The 21,572-nt window shown below is 56.2% G+C and carries 17 protein-coding genes; 13 read left to right on the top strand and 4 right to left on the bottom strand.

Translation table 11 applies throughout. The features are described from left to right. Positions 1-51: 51 nt before the first annotated feature. A complete protein-coding gene (locus AC0L6S_RS02235) occupies positions 52-1,197 on the bottom strand; it encodes a phospholipase D-like domain-containing protein (protein ID WP_473426791.1) in 1,146 nt (381 codons plus the stop codon). A 311-nt stretch (positions 1,198-1,508) separates the two neighbouring features. On the opposite strand from AC0L6S_RS02235, the gene AC0L6S_RS02230 reads away from it, so the two are divergent. The 3 genes from AC0L6S_RS02230 to AC0L6S_RS02220 are packed head-to-tail and all read left to right on the top strand — an operon-like array spanning position 1,509 to position 3,791. Continuing rightward, entirely contained in the window at positions 1,509-1,835 is a 327-nt protein-coding gene (locus AC0L6S_RS02230; RefSeq protein WP_473426790.1) for a helix-turn-helix transcriptional regulator, read from the top strand. Next, on the top strand, positions 1,829-3,145 hold the full coding sequence (locus AC0L6S_RS02225; RefSeq protein WP_473426789.1) for a type II toxin-antitoxin system HipA family toxin: 1,317 nt from the start codon (positions 1,829-1,831) through the stop codon (positions 3,143-3,145). Before AC0L6S_RS02230 ends, AC0L6S_RS02225 begins: the two co-directional genes overlap by 7 nt. A gap of 52 nt (positions 3,146-3,197) precedes the next feature. After that, entirely contained in the window at positions 3,198-3,791 is a 594-nt protein-coding gene (locus AC0L6S_RS02220) for a uracil-DNA glycosylase family protein (RefSeq protein WP_473426788.1), read from the top strand. 57 nt (positions 3,792-3,848) lie between these two features. Here AC0L6S_RS02220 and AC0L6S_RS02215 read toward each other — a convergent pair whose 3' ends face one another. Next, positions 3,849-5,768 (bottom strand): alpha/beta hydrolase family protein, encoded by a 1,920-nt coding sequence (locus AC0L6S_RS02215; RefSeq protein ID WP_473426787.1) that lies wholly within the window; start codon positions 5,766-5,768, stop codon positions 3,849-3,851. Between the two features lie 408 nt (positions 5,769-6,176). On the opposite strand from AC0L6S_RS02215, the gene AC0L6S_RS02210 reads away from it, so the two are divergent. From AC0L6S_RS02210 to AC0L6S_RS02180, 7 genes are all read left to right on the top strand, one after another. After that, on the top strand, positions 6,177-7,031 hold the full coding sequence (locus tag AC0L6S_RS02210) for a metal-dependent hydrolase (protein WP_473426786.1): 855 nt from the start codon (positions 6,177-6,179) through the stop codon (positions 7,029-7,031). Between the two features lie 69 nt (positions 7,032-7,100). Beyond that, positions 7,101-8,762, top strand: coding sequence for a sulfatase-like hydrolase/transferase (locus AC0L6S_RS02205; protein ID WP_473426785.1), 1,662 nt, complete (start codon positions 7,101-7,103; stop codon positions 8,760-8,762). A gap of 44 nt (positions 8,763-8,806) precedes the next feature. Beyond that, positions 8,807-9,412 carry a DUF1214 domain-containing protein gene (locus tag AC0L6S_RS02200; RefSeq protein ID WP_473426784.1) on the top strand — a complete coding sequence of 202 codons (606 nt, stop codon included), beginning with the start codon at positions 8,807-8,809 and terminating at the stop codon, positions 9,410-9,412. Beyond that, positions 9,409-9,930 (top strand): DUF1254 domain-containing protein, encoded by a 522-nt coding sequence (locus AC0L6S_RS02195; RefSeq protein ID WP_473426783.1) that lies wholly within the window; start codon positions 9,409-9,411, stop codon positions 9,928-9,930. The genes AC0L6S_RS02200 and AC0L6S_RS02195 overlap by 4 nt, the downstream gene beginning before the upstream one ends. Before the next feature lie 45 nt (positions 9,931-9,975). Next, the gene (locus AC0L6S_RS02190; RefSeq protein ID WP_473426782.1) at positions 9,976-12,243 is read left to right on the top strand and encodes a TonB-dependent receptor; all 2,268 of its coding nucleotides are present in this window, start codon (positions 9,976-9,978) and stop codon (positions 12,241-12,243) included. Positions 12,244-12,356: 113 nt separating this feature from the next. After that, positions 12,357-14,465, top strand: coding sequence for a molybdopterin oxidoreductase family protein (locus tag AC0L6S_RS02185; RefSeq protein ID WP_473426781.1), 2,109 nt, complete (start codon positions 12,357-12,359; stop codon positions 14,463-14,465). 82 nt (positions 14,466-14,547) lie between these two features. Beyond that, on the top strand, positions 14,548-15,714 hold the full coding sequence (locus AC0L6S_RS02180) for a dipeptidase (RefSeq protein WP_473426780.1): 1,167 nt from the start codon (positions 14,548-14,550) through the stop codon (positions 15,712-15,714). A 35-nt stretch (positions 15,715-15,749) separates the two neighbouring features. On the opposite strand, the gene AC0L6S_RS02175 is transcribed toward AC0L6S_RS02180, so the two are convergent. After that, the gene (locus AC0L6S_RS02175) at positions 15,750-16,214 is read right to left on the bottom strand and encodes a VOC family protein (protein ID WP_473426779.1); all 465 of its coding nucleotides are present in this window, start codon (positions 16,212-16,214) and stop codon (positions 15,750-15,752) included. Between the two features lie 212 nt (positions 16,215-16,426). On the opposite strand from AC0L6S_RS02175, the gene AC0L6S_RS02170 reads away from it, so the two are divergent. Continuing rightward, a complete protein-coding gene (locus AC0L6S_RS02170) occupies positions 16,427-17,818 on the top strand; it encodes a mechanosensitive ion channel domain-containing protein (RefSeq protein ID WP_473426778.1) in 1,392 nt (463 codons plus the stop codon). A gap of 157 nt (positions 17,819-17,975) precedes the next feature. On the opposite strand, the gene AC0L6S_RS02165 is transcribed toward AC0L6S_RS02170, so the two are convergent. Beyond that, positions 17,976-18,962, bottom strand: coding sequence for an alpha/beta fold hydrolase (locus AC0L6S_RS02165; protein WP_473426777.1), 987 nt, complete (start codon positions 18,960-18,962; stop codon positions 17,976-17,978). A gap of 93 nt (positions 18,963-19,055) precedes the next feature. Between AC0L6S_RS02165 and AC0L6S_RS02160 the strand changes: the two genes are divergently transcribed. After that, positions 19,056-19,841, top strand: a complete 786-nt coding sequence (locus AC0L6S_RS02160) for an SDR family oxidoreductase (RefSeq protein ID WP_473426776.1) — start codon at positions 19,056-19,058, stop codon at positions 19,839-19,841. Positions 19,842-20,015: 174 nt separating this feature from the next. Next, positions 20,016-21,566 (top strand): hypothetical protein, encoded by a 1,551-nt coding sequence (locus AC0L6S_RS02155; RefSeq protein ID WP_473426775.1) that lies wholly within the window; start codon positions 20,016-20,018, stop codon positions 21,564-21,566. Positions 21,567-21,572: the final 6 nt, after the last annotated feature.

Raw genomic sequence — 21,572 nt, 5'->3', positions numbered from 1 at the left:
GCGGGGCCTCATCAGCCATCGCTTGCTTGCCATGCAGTGTCGCAACCGTCACTACAGCTCATCGCGGAACAGGCGCGCCACCCGCTCACCCAGGCGCTGCCACAGCCCACGCTTTTTCCACGTGGCCAGATCGAGTTCCCTGCTACGTCCCAGATCTGCTTCAAACTGCCGCTCCAGCTCTTGCAGAGTATCGCCATCCTCTATCACCAGGCAGAACTCCTCATCCTTGGACATTGAGCGATGGTTCATATTGGCTGATCCCACGACCGCAATCGCATGATCCACTGTCAGGATTTTTGCGTGCAGCATCGTAGGTTCAAACACATAGATGGCAATACCGGCATCCAGCAACTGCCGGAACTGGTCCTCGCCACTAAGTCGGCAGAATGCTTCATCGGTATGCTCACCCGGCACCAGAATGCGCACATCGACACCCCTCTCTACCGCTGAACAAAGTAGCTTCATCAACGCTTCGTCGGGAACAAAATATGCCGTTGTAATCCAGACCGAATCGCTCGCCTCACGCAGCAACGCCCGAAAAACAGTGGCGATATCGCTCCAGTGAACAGACGAGGGGGAGCGTACAACCTGTATGCTCGCATTTCCGGCCGACGTCTGGCGGTTCGCCTGAACAAAGGATGTGCTATCTGAAGCCTCTGTTTCATTCCAGTTAGTCAGAAAGCCACTGTGCATATTCAATACCACCGGGCCTGTAATGCGAAAATGCGTATCGCGCCATTCCGATGGATTCCTCGCATCTCCCTCCCACTGTTCGGCAATACCCACGCCGCCGGTAAACGCCACCTGCTGATCACAAAGCAATAACTTGCGGTGAGTGCGGTTATCCCATTTCCACACTTTCCATTGCGCTTTGGGCCTGAACCACGCCACAATCACGCCCGCAGCATTCATATTGTCTACCAGCGACTGACTGATGCGCATGCTGCCGACGGCATCCAATAGCAGCCGCGTTTTGACACCGCGCCGGGCCGCACGGCAAAGTGCCTCGGCAAACTGAACCGCGATTTCACCTGTCCAGTAAACAAAGGTCACCATGTCGATACTGCTCTGGGCACCGTTGATCGCGTCGAGCATCGCGGGGAAAATTTCATCACCATTGCTCAACACCTGCACTCGATTGCCCGGGATAAACCCGTATCCCAGTTCCGTTTCCAGCAGCTCACACAAACGATTCACGCAATTACGCTCCCCACCATTTTCCACCGGCAGCCATTCAAGTCAGCCGAGCATATCCGAGTGGTATTTCAAGCGCCAATTTGGCCCCTGATAAGAAGCCCCGACGAAGCTTAACGGGCAACATCCCTCTTTGCCCAGCATATCACAATATATTTTATGTTCGTTTTTAGGTACATTAATCCCTGTAAACGACAATAAAGTGCAATATATTGCACTTTATATAGATATATCTATCATTAAATTTTAATGTTCCAAATTTAGGACTATACTCAATAAAATTTCTTTAAAGTTACAAAAATGGAACGCTATCTGTGATTGAGAATAAATCTCCTACCGCGATTGCCGAAGAACTGGGTGCACGCCTTAAGCAGGCGCGACTGAATGCCGACAGAACACAGGTAGACGTTGCGGAACTCGCGGGGGTGAGTAGAAAAGCCGTTATCAATGCCGAGAAAGGCCAGGCCTCGCTGGAGGTTTTCGTCGCCATTATGGGGGCTCTCAACCTGACTTCTCAGCTCGACAATTTCTTACCGGTGCAGGACATATCCCCCATTCAACTGGCCAGACTTCGGGGCCGCAGGCGACAGCGCGCCTCGGGGCAGAGCGCCAGCACTGAGCAGGAGCCCTCTGAATGGTGAAGCAGGTCATCAATGTCAACTATCAGGGGAGCGAGGTCGGAGCGGTGAGCTTTGATAGCGCCACCGGACTGGGCGCCTTTGAATATCACTCATCGTTCATTGCAACAGGCATCGAGCTCTCGCCAATAAAAATGCCGCTGGCAAGGCAGATCTATTCCTTCCCTGAACTTGGCCAGGAAACCTTTAAAGGCTTGCCCGGCCTGGTCGCGGACTCATTGCCGGATGACTTTGGCAACGCGGTGCTTAATGCCTGGGTCGCCAGCGAGGGCAAACTCCCGGGCGACATCACCCCACTGGAAAGACTGCAGTACACCGGCAAACGCGGCATGGGTGCGCTTGAGTATGCGCCGGCAAAGCGACAGAAAAGCCTGAATGCCTCTACCAGAGTTGAGATCGAGCCGCTGGTCGAGATTGCCCAGGAGATCCTCGATAAGCGGGAGACATTTTCTCTGGACCTGAACAGCAACGGTGAGGATGACCGCGATGCCATGCTGTCGCTGCTGTCCGTAGGGATGAGCGCCGGCGGCGCGAGACCCAAGGCTGTGCTGGCATTCAATGCCGATTTTACGCAGGCACGTAGTGGCCAGGTGGATGTCCCGGAGGGCTTTTCTCACTACCTGATGAAGTTTGATGGTGTTTACGAGCACGGTGTTGACAGGGAAACGTTCGGCGACCCTCAGGGTTTCGGCGCAATGGAGTACGTATACTCCACAATAGCCCGTTCCTGCGGCATTGGAATGATGCCCTGTTACCTGCTACATGAAGGCAATCGCCGCCACTTTTTGACACAGCGATTCGACCGCCACGGCAACACCAAAATTCACGTGCAAACACTGAACGGACTGGCACATATCGACTACAAAAAACCCGGCGCCTATTCCTATGCCGAACTATTTGGCATCGCTCGGCAACTCCGTGTTTCGGCAAAAGATGCTGAGCAACTACTGCGGCGCATGGTGTTTAATATCGTAGCCAGAAACCATGACGACCATTCAAAGAACTTTTCCTTTACGCTCACCAAAAGCGGCTGGCGATTGTCACCGGCATACGATCTGGCCTACAGCTACAAGCCCGGCAGTAAATGGGTAAACAGCCATTGGATGAGCCTCAACGGCAAGCGCGATGATTTTACACGGGAGGATGTTTACACACTGGAAAAACTGGTGCCCAGATTTTCCCGCACGTTTATCGATCAGGTGATCGACGCCACTGTTGAATATGTTTCCCAATGGCCTGTGCTTGCCAGGCAGCACGAGGTGCCGCAATCCCTTGCCGCAGAGATCGCGGGCAACCTGAGACTAAAGCTGTAGTCGCGATAACCGGCGACTGCTTGTCGATCACAGGTACTACGGAGGAGCCCCTATGCCGAAGCCGACAATGGATACACTGCTCAGTGAAGTTCGCGCCTGTACACTATGCGAAAAGGAACTCAAGGACGGCGTACGGCCCATACTTCAGGCGCAAAGACAATCGAGAATATTGATCGCCGGACAGGCGCCGGGTGCCAAAGTCCACGCCTCCGGCATACCCTTTGACGACGCCAGCGGCGAACGGCTGCGACATTGGATGGGAGTCAACCGGTACACATTCTACGACGCGACACAGATAGCGATACTGCCGATGGCATTCTGCTATCCGGGCAGGGGCAAGTCAGGCGACCTGCCCCCTCCTCCCATATGCGCCGAAACCTGGCGCAAACGATTGCTGGATGCGCTGCCCGCTATACAACTTACCTTGGTAATCGGACAGTACGCGCAGGCCTGGCACCTGCCACACCGATGCGCAACATTGACGGAAACCGTGAAAAACTGGAAGGCTTACAGCAGCGACATCATCCCGCTGCCCCACCCGAGCCCACGTAATAATATCTGGCTGTCGAAAAATCACTGGTTTGAAACGCAGCTGCTGCCGGTCATTCGAAAGCGAGTAAAACAAGCACTGGCGGCGCCTGACTAAAGGCGGCGGCGTTGCCGCTGGCGCTTTGACCATCGCGGCCAGCCAGCGCAAAGCGCGTCAACTGCCGAGGTACCGTTGCAGGAATGCGTCCATCGCTTCAAATAACGCAGTGCGGTGCTGGTGATTGTCGAGATGGTGGGTAGCGTGTTCAAGTTCGATGTACTCAAAGGTTTTATCGTGACCCTCCAACGCTTCCACCATCTCACGGCTCTGCTCAACATCCACCACGCGATCCTTTTCTCCATGAACCATTAGCAGAGGTATGGTGATCTGCTCAACAAGGTTCACCGGGGAGTTTGCTTCAAGCTGCTCGTCATCCCTGCCATATTGATCGAAGACCACCGCTCTGTTGAGGTAGTGACGAGACCGATTCCGCTGTGCCACTAAGTCAGAGACACCCGCAAAGCTGATCGCGCACTGAAACAACTCGGGCGTTCTGGCAGCCGCTAACATGGCGGCATACCCTCCGTAACTCGCTCCGACGATGCAGATACGCTCTGGGTCCGCGATACCCTCGGCTATAAGCCAACGTGTGCCATCGGTGAGATCATCCTGCATGGCCATGCCATATTGCCCGACTGCTTTCATTTGAAACTCATGGCCATAGCCTGAACTGCCGCGGAAGTTAGGCTGCAGAACAGCGTAACCACGACTCACAAAAAACTGCGCCCAGTAATCAAAACCACCGTACTCCCGCACCATCGGGCCACCGTGCGGATGAACAATGGCCGGGACGGGCTTATCATCGAAATTATTGGGCAATGTCAGGTATGCCTCGATCTCCAGCCCGTCCTGCGCCTTATAGCTCACTTTCCTCGCCTCTGGAAGCTCCTCGTTCATCAACTCGGGATACTGATGGATGAGGGGTTCCAGGGTATTGCTGGTCCGGTTCCCGTAATAGTAGACGCCCGGCTTGCTTTGACTGCTGGCGTAGACAATATAGCGCAACTCATTGTCGCTGAAGCTCACCAGGTGATTACTGGTATCGGGGAGCACCCTGTCGATAGCGCGTTGATAGCCTTTATACACGTCATCCCAGTAGATCACCGAATTATCCGCTTCACCGTGACTTACGCCTACCGCATCATTGGTCTTGGGAGAGTAGATCAAACCGCCTTCAATATCGTAATTCGGATCAGCCACAACCAGCGTCATCTGCGGTGATTGCTCACGCGTATCAATGGTGAATACAGCTTGCCGGCCATTGTGATCCGCTCGTATGTACAGCACATTTGGGTCCACGCTAAAGCCCAGTGGGGTGATATCGGGTTGGCTGAAGTATCTGTATTCCCACAGCTTATTCCATTTATCGGCTTCCAGATCAAGGACCCAAACAGAGCGCACACCGTCACCTTCATCGTATCCGACACCCGCGCGAACCCTGCCCTGCCGGTCGGCTATCCAGTCCCTAATGGGAGGCTTGGAGCGCCTGACAATCGATTTTCCCCCGGTGTTCACATCTACACTGTATGCGCTGGGAAAGGTGGGATTGTCGGTGTCGAAGCTCATCAGAATTTTGTCGGATAGATCCGGGAGTATGCTGATGACATCGTCCTGAATCTGCGAGTAGTGCTTGTACGATGTCATTGACTTTCGGGCGGGCCGGAACAGAATTTTGGGATTGCTATCGGTCGGGCCGACGGAGAGCAAGCGGGTTTCAGTGGTATCCACCCCAAGCCCCCTGTAATGCGGGAAATAGATACTGAAAATGAGTTTTTCCGGGCTTACCCAGCGCAGCCAGTTAAATTTGAATTCCTCATTGTCTGATGCAGTAAGACCGTGTGTCTCGCGTTTCTCCAAATCCAGGGTCACGAGCATCGACCCCTCTTCCGTATTGAGAATATACGCAATGTAGTTCCCGTCCGGGGACAGGGCTAAACCCTCCGCATCCGGCAGGTGGCTGTATGCCTGGGGAGGCAGGGCGGGCGCCGCGTGAACCGCTGCACTGAACACGGCAATCACCATTAAAAAAACCAAGCCCCAATCCCTGCACATACTGACTCCTGAAAAACAATACCTGACACGAATCGCGCACACTATCGCACATCGCGCACTTTACCCGAACGGACGGGTTTCGATTCTACTCCCACCTGGTAGCGGTATCACCGGACTGAAGCCACCCGTGACTGTGAGGATAGTTATCGCTAGCGTAGTCGTCAGTGTGACGCCAAACCAAGACTCGCGGCACTTTAATGGGCACGAACTATTGACCAACATGGCGATATATGTTCCGATACCCACCGACTAACAGATAATTTAATTATCTGTAGGATAGGGAAACCGGGATCCATACTGTTTCAGCAGCAGTGTTCAGACGAGCAATCGCCGCGCCTGCGCCTGACAGCATGCCCCACCACGAATACAGCAGCTAACGGGGAGTGCATAATGACAGCAATTCAATCCGAAACCAGCGAAGCGAGGATCATCAAACCACGGCGCATGGCGTTCGATATGTCCCTGCTCCAACACAAATACTTCTTCCGTGGCAACCCCATTCTGAGCACGCTGATGTACGCCCTGTCGGCGTCATTCCCAGATGGTGAACGCTTTTTTATCGATACTGTCCGCCACTATCAGAAGGATATCGACGACCCCATTCTGTCGGCCCAGATTCGTGGTTTCATTGGTCAGGAAGCGCATCACAGTCGCATTCATGAAGACTTCAACACCCGCGCCGAGGCCCTCGGAGTGGCAATGGAGAGAATCCGCAAACGCTTCAAACGGCGCATCGACACTGTCAAACGCACGCTGGATCCCGGGCGGCAACTGGCGATAACCGCCGCGCTAGAACACATAACCGCCACTCTGGCTCAGTGGACGCTTGAAAATCCCGAGGCGGGCCTGAATGGTGAAAACAATTCCCCACTGCGCGAGATGCTGGCATGGCATGCGATGGAGGAGATCGAACACAAATCGGTCGCGTTCGATGTGTACAGGGCCACTGTGAACAAAGAGAAGGAGCGAATCGTTGTCGCGAAAATCGTCTTTCGCACATTCTGGATACAGATGGCCATCGCACAGATGATCCTGTTGTGGCGCGATAGGAAAATACCCTCTCTGACACACATCCGCGAGGCCTGGAACTTTATGTGGGGCAAAGGCGGCTTCAGACGCTGGTCGGCACCGGAATTCAAACGCTACCTGAAGCCCGGCTTTCATCCGGATGATATCGACCAGCACCACCTGATCGAACAGTGGCATCAGAGATACCCTGAAGTGGCCGCCCTGCAGGTTGGCTAGCCGGATGACCACCGCCAGAGACGATGCTTTAGCAACACCTACTCATAACGCAGCGAAAGGGGGAGAACAATGACACGCGGGAAAAAGTGGGCTGCCGGCATTATCTCCACTTTGGTTGTACTGGGATTGGTTATTTACCCGAACCGCGAAAGCATCGTGCTCAATCTACTGAGTTTTGCGCTGAAGCAATACCGACCGGTGGGAGAGACACAGGAAATCGTCTGGGCTACAGGCAAGGACCCGCAGGGCCGAACTGCCGCGGAGCGACCACCCAATATCGTACTGATTCTGGCGGATGACCTGGGCTGGAATGACCTGAGCTTCGCTGGTGGAGGCGTCGCCGGAGGTACTGTGCCAACACCGCACATCGACTCGATCGCGCAGCAGGGCGTCAGTTTCACGAATGGCTATGCGGCCAATGGCACCTGCGCCCCGTCCCGCGCGGCCATCATGTCGGGACGCTACGGCACGCGCTTTGGTTTCGAATTCACACCGACACCGCCGGGCATGATGGAACTCGCAGCTCTGGTTCCAAGCGACCCCAATCGCCTGCGGGAAATTATCCCGCAACGCGGTGCCGAATCCGTGTTCTTCGACAACATGGGGATGCCCGCCTCAGAAATAACCCTCGCTGAGTTGCTATCTGAGCGCGGCTACCACACAGCCCATATCGGCAAGTGGCATCTGGGACGCGCTAACGGCATGGAGGCCCACAAACAGGGTTTCGATGAGAGTCTGCTGATGTTTAGCGGCCTCTACTTACCAGAGGACCATCCGGATGTGGTGAACTCAAAGCAGGAATTCGACCCCATCGATCGCTTTCTGTGGGCCGTCATGGACTTCGCTGTGTCGTTCAATGGCCAGCCGGCGTTTGCACCAGACCGCTACCTCACAGACTACTTCACCGCACAGGCAGTTGAGGTGATCGAGGCCAACAGGGATCGACCGTTCTTTCTCTACCTGGCGCATTGGGCTGCGCATACGCCTCTGCAGGCTTCCCGCGAGGATTACGAGGTGCTCTCACATATCGAGAATCATCGCGAACGCGTCTATGCCGCGATGATACGTGCGCTCGATCGCGGTGTCGGGCAGGTACTGGAGGCACTGAAAGCCAACGGCCTGGAAGACAATACGCTGGTGTTGTTCACCTCCGACAACGGCGGGGCTGGCTACATCGGCCTACCGGACATAAACAGCCCATACCGGGGCTGGAAGATCACCCTGTTCGAGGGCGGTATTCACGTACCCTACTTCGCCAAATGGCCAGCCCGGATTGCACCCGGCACAGAAGTCTCTGACCCGGTTCACCACTTCGACCTTTATGCAACCGCGGCCGCGGCTGCCGGCGCCAGCGTTCCCACCGATCGCATCATAGACGGCGTCGATCTGGTACCCTTTGCAACAGGCGTTGCTCGGGGCGTACCGCACCGGGCACTATTCTGGCGCAGCGGGGCATCGCAATCGGCACTGGTCGATGGCTGGAAGCTCAATGTGAGCGATCCGCCGGGGCGAACCTGGTTGTTCGATCTGCAACGGGATCCGACGGAACAACACGACCTTTCCGAGGCCCGCCCCGACAAGTTGACGGAACTGCAGGCCGCGCTGGTAGAACACAACGCCGCACAGGCCGCCCCGTTGTGGCCCAGCCAGGCGTTGGCGCCAATCAATATCGATAAGGATTTAAGCCAGCCCGACGAACCTGACGACGAATATATATACTGGTCGAACTAGCCTGGACAGATCATAAAGAAAACGACGAAAAAGAAGGAAATACAGTGCTCAAACTTGTGCTGAAACTGCTGGCTGCAGCAGTGGCAACGGTATTGCTCTCCGCGGTTTTTCTCGCGCGCAATCTTAACCAGGACCTCGAAGCTATGAGCGTCCGCAACGGCAATTGGATGACCAGTGTTGCCACCGGCTCGGAAGGCGCCGGGGTGATGCTAAAAGCCGCCGTGGCGATAGGCGGACTGCTGGCCTCTACGCAAGAGAACTCAATGTACTACCGCTTGAGCAGCGTTGAGGGCCAGCCCCTGCGCCTGAATTGCCGCTACCGGATCGAGGGCGATGATTACGACGCCGACTGGTGGAGCATCACCGCCTATGGCTGGGACAACTACCTGATCCCCAACGCGCAGAAGCGCTATTCATTTAACGATGAAAACCTGATGCGCAACCCCGATGGCAGTTGGGTGATAACCGTTGCAGCCACTGAGCAACCGGGCAACTGGCTGCCAGTAGGCCCCTCTGGCGCACCGCTGTGGCGCAAGCCCGGCGATTACGATTATGACCTGCTGCTGCGCCTGTACACCCCCGGCGCAGCCTATCTGGATACACCCGAGTCTGCTGCGCTACCCAGCGTGACGTTGGAGGCCTGCCAATGAAACTGTTGAAATGGCTACTGGGAATACTGATATGCGCCTGGATCGGGCAGTATTTGCTGGCACTGGCATTGCCCAGCCTGATTATGGAAGGCCTCTATATGCTGGGCACAAAACAACAGGGTTACAATCAGTTGGCGGTCAGCGAACTGGCGGATGAGGAATTTCGCACCGTTGTCCGCCCCAGCCCCGACCTGTTATACGCGAGCTGTTTTTACAATCTTGAGAATGGCCCGGTTGTTATCGAAGCGCCGGTTCCGCCGCGCTACTGGTCGATGCAGTTCTATCAGATGAATACAGACAATTACGCCGGCATCACCAACCAGCGCGATGAGCGCTACCGCGTAGGCAGTACAGTGAAGGTCACACTGACCGGCGCCGATGACTCAGCGGACAGCTTTAGCGGTGAGGTAATCCAATCACCGACGCAGCGCGGTGTCATGCTACTACGTGCATCGGCTATCGGCGATCGCGAACAACAGCAGGCGGCTCTGCTCGCCAGCCGCTGCGACCCGGCTTAATCCAAAAGTATCAATGCCAATGATAATTAGAACAGGTAGGATTTTATGTTGCAGTCGAAATGGCGGTGGTGCGCACCACCGGCCGCGCTTGCGTCGCTTTGCGCACTGCTGGTTACCAGCACCTCGGTACAGGTAACCGCTCAGGCCAACGCACTCGAGGAAATCATTGTCACAGCCAGCAAACGCACACAAAGTTTGCAGGACGTGCCCATGGCAGTTACCGCGTTCAGCGCGCAGGTGATACAGGAGGCGGGAATCAACAATGCTGTCGATCTGGCTGTTTTAACACCCAGCCTGTCCATATCCACAAACAACCAGCCCTTCACTGCCTCATTCCGCATTCGCGGTGTGGGTACATCGCAGAACGACATTGCACTGGAACCGTCCGTGGGATTGTTTGTGGACGATGTCTACCTGAGTCGTTCCGGCCTCGGCATGTCTGATCTGACCGATATAGAGCGCATAGAGGTACTGCAGGGGCCGCAGGGCACACTTTATGGCAAGAACACCAACGCCGGTGCGATAAGTATCTTTACCAAAAACCCCAATCTCGAAGCGTTCGAGGGGTATGTTGAAACCAGCATCGGAGATTACGATTTAGCGAAACTGACGGCCGCCGCCAGCGGGCCATTGAATGACACCCTTGCCTACCGCATCACCGGTACTGTGGATCAGCGTGATGGCTACTTCGACAACGGCGCGGGCGATGACCTGAACGCCGCCGATGACTGGAATGTGATTGCCAAGCTGCTCTACGTCCCCAGCGACAGCCTGAGTGTCCTGCTGAAAGGCTCGCACGTTAAACGCAATACCCGATGCTGCGCTGCGGATTCAATACAGGGAGCCTCCGTTAACCCCACGCTGGCGGCGCGCGGCCTGGCCACCGACAAGAACAATCCCTTTGATCACGAAATCGCCGTCAACGTCGACAATAAATTTAAAAACAAGTCAGATAGCCTATCCATGGTTATCGACTACGATCGCGACTGGGGCTCGCTGAAATCTATCAGCGCCTGGGGCAAGGCAGATGGCACCGCAAGCTATGATGTCGACCGCTCGCAACTTGATGTAATGGCCTACGTCGACGCCGTGAGCAAGGGCGACAGCCTCTCACAGGAGTTGCGCTTTGCCTCACCGACAGGCGGTCCGCTGGATTATCAGCTTGGCGCATTCTATTTCCAGTCCACCACCAACGGCGGTGATGGATCTGCATTCGTGTTTCTGGGTGAGGATTTTCTCAGCCAAGCCAATCAACAACCGGATATTGATTCCCTGCTGCCCGCTGGTGTGCCCAATATGGCATTTATTGCACAGCCGGGAGACTCCATCAGTGCCAAGGTCAAACTTGAAACCGAAACCTTCGCCGCGTTCGGCCAGACCACCTGGCATATCAGTGAGCGTTGGCGCATCACCGGCGGACTGCGCTGGACCTATGAAGAAAAAGATGCCGACATCCTGACCGTGGTCGACTCCACCGCATTGTCCGCGCAACTCACCGGTTTGTCCTTTCTCACTGCAGTAACGACGCCCGTCGATCAGGACTTTTCACGCAGCACCAGCGATGTCAACTGGCTGCTCGATAGCAGCTACGACCTGTTCGAGCAAACGATGATCTATGCCAGAGTCGCCACCGGTTCGAAATCCGGCGGCTTCAATACCGTCAATGGCACCCCTGAGGAACGCGAGTTCGAAGACGAGTCCACCGACAGCTACGAACTGGGCATTAAATCCACCGTACTGCAAGATCGACTGCGCATCAACGCAGCCGCCTTTTACACCGAGATAGACGATTACCAATACCAGCAACAACAGGAGATTGGCCTCGGCACACTGGTATCGAACCTGCCCGAGGTAGAAACATCAGGCATCGACGTGAACCTGCAGGCGCAACCGCTGCCAAACCTGACGCTGACCGGTGGCGTGCTGTATATGCACAAATATGAAATCACCGAGGGTCCGGAAAAAGGCAATAAGCTACCGTTTACTGCGGAATACAGTGCTACCGCCTCCGCCACGGTGGTATTTCCACTGGCCGATGGCGGAATCTATCTGCGCATGGACTACAGCTATATGGACGACCATCTGACCACTGATTCCGCCAATGCTGCAGACAGGGACTATCAGAACAGGAACCTGGTCAATGCCAAGCTCGGCTGGCGCAACACGCACTGGAACGTGTCCATCTGGGGAAAAAACCTGTCCGACAACAAATATGCGGGGCTCACTGCCGCGACCTTTCCCATTACCACTATGGACGCCTATTTCCTCTCTCCTCCGCGAACCTATGGCGCCACACTGAGATACGATTTCTGAAACATCACATAGGAATAGCACACGCGACTCTGTAAACTGGCCCCCGATAGGCGCAGGTCGGAGAAGGTTGGCAGCCTGCGAACCCGTAAACTGGAATCCAGACGAGTGACGCAATGACCCGAAAAACCCATTACCGCGCCTGCCATCTCTGTGAAGCCATCTGTGGTCTCGTGATCGAAACCGAGGGCGCCGATATCGTCTCGATCAAGGGAGACAAGGCCGACCCGCTCAGCCGCGGCCACATCTGCCCCAAAGCCATTGCCCTGAAAGATCTGCACAGCGATCCGGACCGGCTGCGCAGCCCAGTGAGAAGAGTACGTGGCGACAGCGGTGAAGACCAGTGGCAGGCGATCAGCTGGGATGAGGCACTCGATACCACGGCCTCCCGCCTGGCGCACATTATCAACGAACACGGCGTCAACGCTGTCGGCATCTATATGGGCAACCCCTCGGTGCACAACTACGGCATGATGACGCATCAGGGCAACCTGTTTCAGCATATCCGCAGCAATAATCGCTTCTCCGCGACCAGCGTGGATCAACTGCCCCACCACCTCACCTCGCTGTGGCTTTACGGGCACAAGCTGCTGATACCGGTACCCGATGTCGACAACACCGATTACTTACTGATGCTCGGCGCCAATCCACTGGCCTCCAACGGCAGTATCTGGACGGTACCGGATGTGAAAAAGCGGCTGAAGGCGTTGACGGCGCGCGATGGCAAACTGGTGGTTATCGACCCGCGCAAAACAGAAACGGCCGCCATCGCCAGCGAACACCAGTTCATTCGTCCGGGCACCGACGCCCTGTTTCTGCTGGCATTGCTGAATACGCTGTTCGGCGAGAATCTCACCAATCCCGGTGCGCTGTCCGAGTTCACCACTGGACTGGAGGAAGTGGCGACGGCAATTGCAGGATTTACCCCGGAATTTGCCGCTGCACATACAAACATCGACGCCGCTGCCATCCGGCGTATCGCGCGGGAGTTTGCGACAGCGGATAAAGCAGTTTGCTACGGCCGCATGGGCGTTTCAACGCAGGCTTACGGCGCCCTGTGCCAATGGGTGATACAGCTGATCAATATTGTCACCGGCAACCTGGACAAGCCGGGCGGCAGCCTCTTTGCCAGCCCCGCGGTAGATACACTGAAGACCAGCGGCCCTGGCGGCCACGGACGCCACCGCAGCCGGGTACGCAAGCTACCCGAATTTGACCGGGAACTACCCGCAGCCTGTCTGGCAGAGGAGATCAGTACACCGGGCGAAGGGCAGATTCGCGCGCTGTTTACCGGCGCCGGCAACCCTGTGTTATCCACCCCCAATGGGCGGCAGCTGGACCGCGCGATGGAGGCGCTGGATTTCATGGTATCGCTGGACCCTTACATCAATGAGACCACCCGCCACGCCGATATTATCCTGCCACCCACCTCCGCATTGGAGCACGATCATTACGATATAAGCTTCCACGTCTTCGCCGTACGCAATACCGCCCGCTACAATGAGGCCGTATTCGATAAACCCGAAGGCAGCCTGCACGACTGGGAAATCTTCAATCAGCTGGGCAACCGTCTGGCGCGCCTGCTGGACAAACCGGAGCAACCTCCCGTGCCCCCACATGAGATCATCGAGATGGGGCTGCAGATGGGTGCCCAGGCCGATGCCGGCCTGTCGCTGGATAAGCTGCGCCAGCACCCCTCAGGTATTGATCTGGGCCCACTGCAATCGCAACTGCCGGCGCGGCTGGCAACAGCGGATAAAACGATACGGTGCGACGTTCCCCAGGCCATGGCAGACCTGCAACGCCTGTGGACAGAATTTCAACAACCTGACTCGGGCGAACTGCGCTTGATTGGTCGGCGCCATGTGCGCTCCAACAACTCCTGGATGCACAACTACCACCGCCTGATGAAAGGCCGTGACCGCTGTACATTAATGATGCACCCGCGTGATATGGCGTCCAAGGGCATCGCTCCGGGCGATCGCGTAATGCTGTCATCGCGCGTGGGAGCAGTCGAGGTCGCCGTGGAGCCGACCGACGATATGATGCCCGGCGTGGTCAGCCTGCCCCACGGCTTTGGGCACAATCGACAAGGTACGCGGATGCGCACCGCAAACCATCACGCAGGCGTCAGCTGCAATGATGTGACTGATGAGCAGTATCTGGATGAGCTCTCCGGCAACGCTGCGGTCAACGGCGTACCCGTCACCGTTCGCGCGGTATAAACACGCAGGTAGCTAACGGTGCAGTCATCACTACTAAAGGGCGCTTGAATCGCTATAGATCATCATTGAGGTGCACCAACGCATGATAAAAAAAATCCTACTGGCAGCTCTGGCGCTGTTGATCATTGTCGCAGTACTTGGCCGTGTACTACTGCCGGGTATTCTGGAGAATGCGATGAATGTTGTCGATGAGCATGAGCCGTACACTATATCGGAACGCGCCCGGCAACTGCACGACTCACTGTTTATTGTCGATCTGCACAGCGACTCCCTACTGTGGGCGCGCGACCTCAGCGAGCAGTCAGATCGCGGCCAGGTCGACCTGCCCCGGATGCGGCAGGGCAATGTCGCCATACAAGTCTTTTCGGCCACGACCAAAAGTCCCACCGGCCAAAACTACGAGAGCAACGAGGCCGGTACTGACACCATTACGCCACTGGCTATCGTCAGCGGCTGGCCCAGCTCGACCTGGGGCTCGCTGTTTGCGCGGGCCCAATACCAGCTCAACAAGCTGCACGATCTTGTAGAGGCCAATAAGCCGCAACTCATATTCATCCGCCGCAAGGCCGATCTGGAAGCACTGGAGGCCGCCCGCCAATCAGACCGCAATGTCGTTGGTGCGATGTACCTGATAGAGGGTGCCCACCCGCTGGAAGGTGACATTCAAAACCTCGACAAACTCCAGGCACAGGGGCTGCAGTTTGTCGGTCTGACACATTTCTTCGACAACGAACTGGGCGGTTCACTGCACGGCATCAGCGGCGAAGGGCTTACGGAGTTTGGCCGCAGTGTCATCGTGCGCGCCGATCAACTGAATATGACGATAGATATTGCGCATGCGTCGCCACAGATGGTACGCGATGTACTGGCGCTGACGACACGCCCGGTAATCCTCTCCCATGGCGGTTTTAAAGGGCACTGTGACTCGCCGCGCAACCTCGAGGATGACCTGATGCTGCAGGTCGCTGAGGTGGGCGGAATCATCGGAGTGGGCTACTGGGATGCTACTGCTTGTGACTACTCACCCGCGGGTATCGCAAAATCGATTCGCTATGGTATCGACCTGTTGGGGCTTGAGCATATTGCGCTGGGCTCGGATTACGACGGCGCGGTAACAACCTCTCTCGATACCTCTGAGTTGGCGGCACTGACACAGGCCATGCTCGACCAGGGCTTTACCGAAGTAGAAATTCGCGCCGTGATGGGCGGCAACATGCAGCGCTTTCTGCGCGAGCAGCTACCCGATTGAAACAGAGCGAGTCACAGCGCTCGCCCGACACCAACTCACTGATAAACCCAGCGATTCGTCGGCTCTGTACCGGGCTCATACTCCACGGTTTGCACATCGAACCATATCGGAAGTAGGTAACGCACGTAAAACGCCCGCGTAGTGGAGGGGCCTATGACGATATCGTCGTAATCCTTGATCTGCAGACGCTCATCCTTACTGGCCCACCGCCCGCACTGTTCCCGAATGGTATCCACCTCGGCGCGGGAATTATAGATAAAACCCAGATGGTCAAAACCGGGTGATTGTATGTGCTGCTCCTGCTCCGATAACAACAGGAACTGACTGGTGTGTTCATCAGTGCGCAAAACCAGTCCGGGGGTTTCCATCGCTGGCACTGGCAGCGGAATGGCTTCAAAACCGAACACCTCGCTGTAGAATGCGCAGATTGCATCCTGATCTTTTTCCAGCGTACCTGGAGGTAGGGTCAATTCCATATGGTTTATTCGAAATGCGGGCATAATACAGTCCTGTTATTAGGGTTTTGGAAAACGCTTATCCACTACCCAGTTTGCTCCCCTGGCACACGGATTTCAATGAGCCTGATGGAAAGGGCGTGAATATGGTAGTGTGATTTCACTGAAGCCTTTCATACGGTGCCATCTTCAGTTGCACCGTTGTTGTGAAACAGCTCTTGTTCTGCAACAGGAAGCAGGCTGATAGGAGGTAATGGGTGTTCGCATTTTTTCGTTTATTACTATGCTGCTGGCTCACTCTGGCCGGCGTTCTTGCGCTAGGCCAGGATTCAGATAGCGACATCGCGGATCCCGAACCGGTTATTGAAACAGTGCATGATAGTGCGCAACTGGATGAAAAAATCCGCTCTCGCATCGAGAATATTTTTGCAGAAATTGACGTTCTCAACGAAGTAACCGTCGCAGTGACAGAGGGTGTGGTGACCCTGGGAGGTAATGTTGCAAATGAGGCCGCCGCAGAGAAAGCGCAGCGGCTCGCTATACGATTGGTCGGTGTCGTCACAGTTGAGGACGACATCAATCGCACGCTAGCTGTCGGTGACAATGTGCAACCGCTGATCGACAAGTTCGGGGCTATGATTGCGGACTTCGTTAAGGCCCTGCCCTTGATCGGGCTAGCAATGTTGGTGCTGGTATTGTCAGGTCTTTTTGGTGCTTTCCTGGCCAGACGAAAAACGCTATGGAAACGTATTGCGCCCAATCCCTTCCTCGCAGAACTACTCAGCCAGGCAGTACGCTTGGGCGTGCTGTTGCTGGGCGTCATTCTGGCGCTGGAAATACTGGGTGCCGGCGCATTGATAGCAACTATTCTCGGAGGGGCCGGTGTACTGGGTTTGGCGATTGGATTCGCTGTGCGGGACTCCATGGAGAATTATATCTCCAGTATTATGCTGAGCCTGCGCCAACCCTTCAGAGCCAAAGACCATGTCATTATCAATGAGCACGAAGGAATTGTTGTGCGTCTAACCTCCCGCGCGACCATTCTGATGACTCTCGACGGCAATCATTTACGCATCCCCAACTCTGCGGTATTCAAAGGCATTATTCTCAACTACACCACGAATCCAGAACGCCGCCTGACATTTGAGTTGGGAGTTGATGCCCAGGATGACCCCGTGGCGGCTATGAACACAGGGCTGGATGCGATACGTGAACTCGAGTTTGTGCTCAGTGAGCCGGAGCCCAGTGCCATCATAAAAACAGTGGGCGATTCCAATATCGTCATCCTGTTTGCCGCCTGGGTTGATCAGCGCGAGACGGATTATGGCAAGGCACGCAGCCACGCAATACGCGCGGCGATGCGAGTGCTGGAGGATCAGGGGTTCACCCTGCCCGAACCCATTTATCGCCTGCGCTTTGACCCTGAACTCAGTGCTGCGCTGGGCAGCAAGACAACCACGGAGCCAGAGCAGGATGTATCGCGTGCCGGCTCGGATACAGCACGCATTCAATCTTCGGCTAAATTCACTGCCCCCGAAGGGGACGTCATCGACACAGCCCCGGAGACGCATTTGGTGGAAAAGGTCGAGGAAGAGATACAATCGGAGAGCGGTGATGACCTGCTGGATCAATCGAAGCCGCATGAGTGAGAAAAATGCGGCCAACTGCCTGATGGTAATGAAAATAAGTAGCGACGCTCTGCCGGAACATCGCTCTCGACATTCCAGGGAGATTGGATATTTCCCTCAAGCGGGAGGAGTCAACAGAAAATCGATTCCGTCCAGGGCCCATATGCCGCTCAGGCACTCACGTATGGTCAACTGCCACCTGCTTTAACTCCAGCGCCAAAATTGCCTTAAGCACGCATGCAAACGCCACCGGCTGATCCAGCATCAAGTGATGCCTGGCATCGGGAATGCTAATCATGGGAATGTGCCCGCCTCCCGCCTCGCGGATATAGTCGGCAGAGTCGGCATCGAACAGTTCACTTTCTTCACCGTACACAATGACGATGCGCCCCGGTACCTGCGCGATTCGTGTGGCCTGCGACAACAGGCGTTCACTGATATTTTCAACACGCTCAAACACACTGGGGCTGAATTTCCAGGTCCAGCCGCCGTCGACCCTTTTCAGCGAATGGTAGGCCATATAGTCGAACAAATACGGCTCATTGACCTTTTGCGCTGGCGACAGGACAAAGCGGCCCTTGGCCGTTTCGTAATCTGGATAAATTCGATTGGGGCGCTTCGGATCCTGCGACCCGGGTGGTCCGCCGCCCGCCATCATGTGTGCTTTAAAACGCTCTGGCCGCAGCGTCATCAGATCGCAGATCACCAGACCGGCAAAATCGTGCTGGTACTGTTCCATCGCTAGCAGGCCGACAGTGCCACCATAGGAGTGCGCAATGATAGTTGGCTTCTGGCCTGACTCGAACAGTCCGGTAGCCTGCGCGACATCCCTCAGTTCCTGCAGACGTACCGCATCGGGATATGCCTCTCTCGCACCGGAATCACCCATGCCGGAGAAGTCGTACGCGACCAGATAATAGTCTTCAGCCAGTAGCGGCGCGATAAACGCGAAACATCTCGAATGTGCGAGAAAGCCGTGTAATAGTAAAATGCCGGGCTTTGCAGGGTCTCCCCAGCTGAAGTAATGTATCGGACACCCGGCGCTATCCAGCCATCCCTCCCGGCGCGGCGTGGCGATCGCCGTTTCGAACCAGGGCGGTGTACTACTTGAATCGGCGGGAATTTCATCAGTCAGATTAGGGGAAGACGCCACGACAGTTTTCATACAGCACACTCAAAAAAACGAACGCCGCATTTTACACGATTCACGCTGAAACCGGAGCGCTACCCGGCCAACAAATAGACATCAGGAGCATTCATGATCGATCAACTCTTTTCCATGCAAGATAAAGTCTGCGTTATTACCGGTGGTTCACGAGGACTGGGCTATGCAATTGCCCAGGCTTTTTTTGCCGCGGGTGCGAGGCGTATCTATATCACTGCACGCAAGGCAGAGGCCTGCGAACAGGCGGCAGCACAACTCTGCGCGGACTTCAGCAACGGGGAATGTATCGCCCTGCCCGGCGATATCAGCAGTATGGATGAGATTGCGCGGCTGGTGGCAGAACTGGAGAAAAAGGAGAAGCACATCGATGTCCTCGTGAACAATGCAGGTGTGGGCTGGCTGGCACCGCTGGCCGATTTTCCTGAACAGGGCTGGGACAAGGTGATGAACCTCAATGTAAAAACCCCCTTCTTTTTGACGCAGGCGATGCTTCCGCTACTGACCAAAAACGCCACACCCGAGAACACCTCCAGCATTATCAATATCGGTTCAATCGCCGGCATCATGGGCAGTACGGATACGTTCAGCTACGCCCCCAGCAAGGCCGCGATCCACCAAATGACACGCAACCTCGCGGCGACCCTCGCTGAGCAACATATCCGTGTGAACGCGATCGCGCCCGGGCGCTTTCACACCCGCATGACCGAGTACGCGAGCAGCGATACCGCCGCATACGAAGCCGAAATTAGGGCCATTCCACTGCATCGCTGGGGAACAGATCCGGATATTATGGGCGTCGCGTTGATGCTGGCCAGTCGCGCAGGTGCGTTTGTCACCGGTCAAATCATTGCTGTGGATGGCGGCACCACGCTGGCCTGACAGCGCCGGTAGGGAGTAGCCCATATCTGTCGCGAGAAAGTGACGCGCGGCGCCGTCAAATCTCTTGCCCTGCGATTGAGCAAGCGTCAGAATATTGCCGTCACTGCCATTGATCGTATGGCGAGCCACGACACCTGTTAGCAACGACACATCACACTGCCTGGATACCGTAGAATGCGGATACAAATGATCGGCCTGAAACTGTTAGCTGGCGCGCTTGCACTGGGTGTATCCCACATCTCGCTTGCCGACATTCCGGCGACGCCGGTGATGACGCTGTACCAGTTCAACGGCGATCTCGATATGCCCTACTACGATGTGCAGCGCTTTCGCAGCAGTGGCCCGGGCAGCCCCGCCGGCACACTGCCACAGGGCACGACACTGATCCCCTGTCTGGTCATGGCGAACGGCAGCCCGCTGACGGACGCCGGCGGTACGCCGTATGTCGGCTTTGATATTGTTGCCGATCCACGCACCGCCACAGCGGCCAGCACGGCCAAGGTGTCCGAGGCCATTGCCGAACGCAAAGTACTCAAGGTAAAGAACCATCACTGTGAGCCCGGCCAGAAATTTGTGATCAGTGTGCGCAAGCTGTACGCGATGGAGAAGGTCCCCTTCTTCGATCCACCGCCCGCCACTGATATATCGCTGGAACTGGAACGCGGTGGTGACCTGGTCGATATCGGCGGCCCGGATACGATCGTACGCGCCTTCCACAACAGCGCACAGTGCGCACAGGCCAACGACCAGCTGACAGGCCGACGCGACTCGCTACTGGCCGCCTGGCGTGACTTTGAGCAGACCAATCCGGGTGACTGGCACCGCGATGAACTCGCCCGCGCCCGCCATCTCGACCTGACGATGCGTACCGCGCTGTTCGAGGGGCACCTCGATCGCGGTTGCAACGCCTACGGCGCCTGTGAACGCAACATCATTGCATTGACCATCCGCAACCGTGCGCTTGAGCGCTGTTTCGACCGCGAGGGCTGCACGGCCAAAGGCGATTTTTCCGGTGTGGCCACCAAGGTTTCACAGTACAACATATGGGATGAATACCTCACCCAGATCTCCGGGCTCACCTCCTGCTACCTGCGCGACGATCTTGCCGATCGCCCCTACTACGCCAAGCTGCAGGCTATGTACACACAAAACGCACCCGATGTAGAACGCATCCTGTTCGGCGACGACGCGGACCTGTCGGCACTGTTCCCGGGCACCCCACTACCCGACCTGGATCGCACAGCACACTACTACCACGCACCGGCAATGGGTAAGTGCTTTCCAGAGCACCCGCGCGTTGAGTACATGACGGGCGCGGTAGCGCGCAATGGCGATGACTTTGCGCTGATCGCCAACACGCGTATTCAGGCGGGCGACAAGGTCGGCAGCGACTACCGCTTCCGCACCTTTGTACTGAACGAGGAATATGAACGCGATGTCATCGAGTATCGGGACGACTACCCCGGCTTTCTCGTTGACGGTCGCAAGGTATCACTGTCCGGCAGCACCGGCTGCTCACCCTATGGAATTCCCGCTGGCTGCCCGGCCGATGACATCGGTCGATATCGGAAAACGCCATTCTGGCTGGATGCCGGCAAACCGCTGGGTTTGACCTGCGCGATCGCGCAGCGCGGCGAATCCTGTGATCAGGACGCGGTGACGGTCACCGTAGTGGTCGGCGGGATGTGCGACACACAGATGCGACCGGTATCGGCGGTACACTGACAGCGC

It is taken from the genome of Halioglobus sp. D3-4 (assembly GCF_055809315.1).
Note: the sequence above shows the minus strand (reverse complement) of the source record. Positions and strands in the feature narration are given on the sequence as shown.

Bases quoted from the DNA above. Each gene is read 5' to 3' on its own strand.
- AC0L6S_RS02160 (WP_473426776.1), top strand. From the start codon at position 19,056: ATGATCGATCAACTCTTTTCCATGCAAGATAAAGTCTGCGTTATTACC.
- AC0L6S_RS02175 (WP_473426779.1), bottom strand. From the start codon at position 16,214: ATGCCCGCATTTCGAATAAACCATATGGAATTGACCCTACCTCCAGGT.
- AC0L6S_RS02155 (WP_473426775.1), top strand. From the start codon at position 20,016: ATGCGGATACAAATGATCGGCCTGAAACTGTTAGCTGGCGCGCTTGCA.
- AC0L6S_RS02185 (WP_473426781.1), top strand. From the start codon at position 12,357: ATGACCCGAAAAACCCATTACCGCGCCTGCCATCTCTGTGAAGCCATC.
- AC0L6S_RS02220 (WP_473426788.1), top strand. From the start codon at position 3,198: ATGCCGAAGCCGACAATGGATACACTGCTCAGTGAAGTTCGCGCCTGT.
- AC0L6S_RS02225 (WP_473426789.1), top strand. From the start codon at position 1,829: ATGGTGAAGCAGGTCATCAATGTCAACTATCAGGGGAGCGAGGTCGGA.
- AC0L6S_RS02165 (WP_473426777.1), bottom strand. From the start codon at position 18,962: ATGAAAACTGTCGTGGCGTCTTCCCCTAATCTGACTGATGAAATTCCC.
- AC0L6S_RS02180 (WP_473426780.1), top strand. From the start codon at position 14,548: ATGATAAAAAAAATCCTACTGGCAGCTCTGGCGCTGTTGATCATTGTC.
- AC0L6S_RS02205 (WP_473426785.1), top strand. From the start codon at position 7,101: ATGACACGCGGGAAAAAGTGGGCTGCCGGCATTATCTCCACTTTGGTT.
- AC0L6S_RS02190 (WP_473426782.1), top strand. From the start codon at position 9,976: ATGTTGCAGTCGAAATGGCGGTGGTGCGCACCACCGGCCGCGCTTGCG.
- AC0L6S_RS02210 (WP_473426786.1), top strand. From the start codon at position 6,177: ATGACAGCAATTCAATCCGAAACCAGCGAAGCGAGGATCATCAAACCA.
- AC0L6S_RS02195 (WP_473426783.1), top strand. From the start codon at position 9,409: ATGAAACTGTTGAAATGGCTACTGGGAATACTGATATGCGCCTGGATC.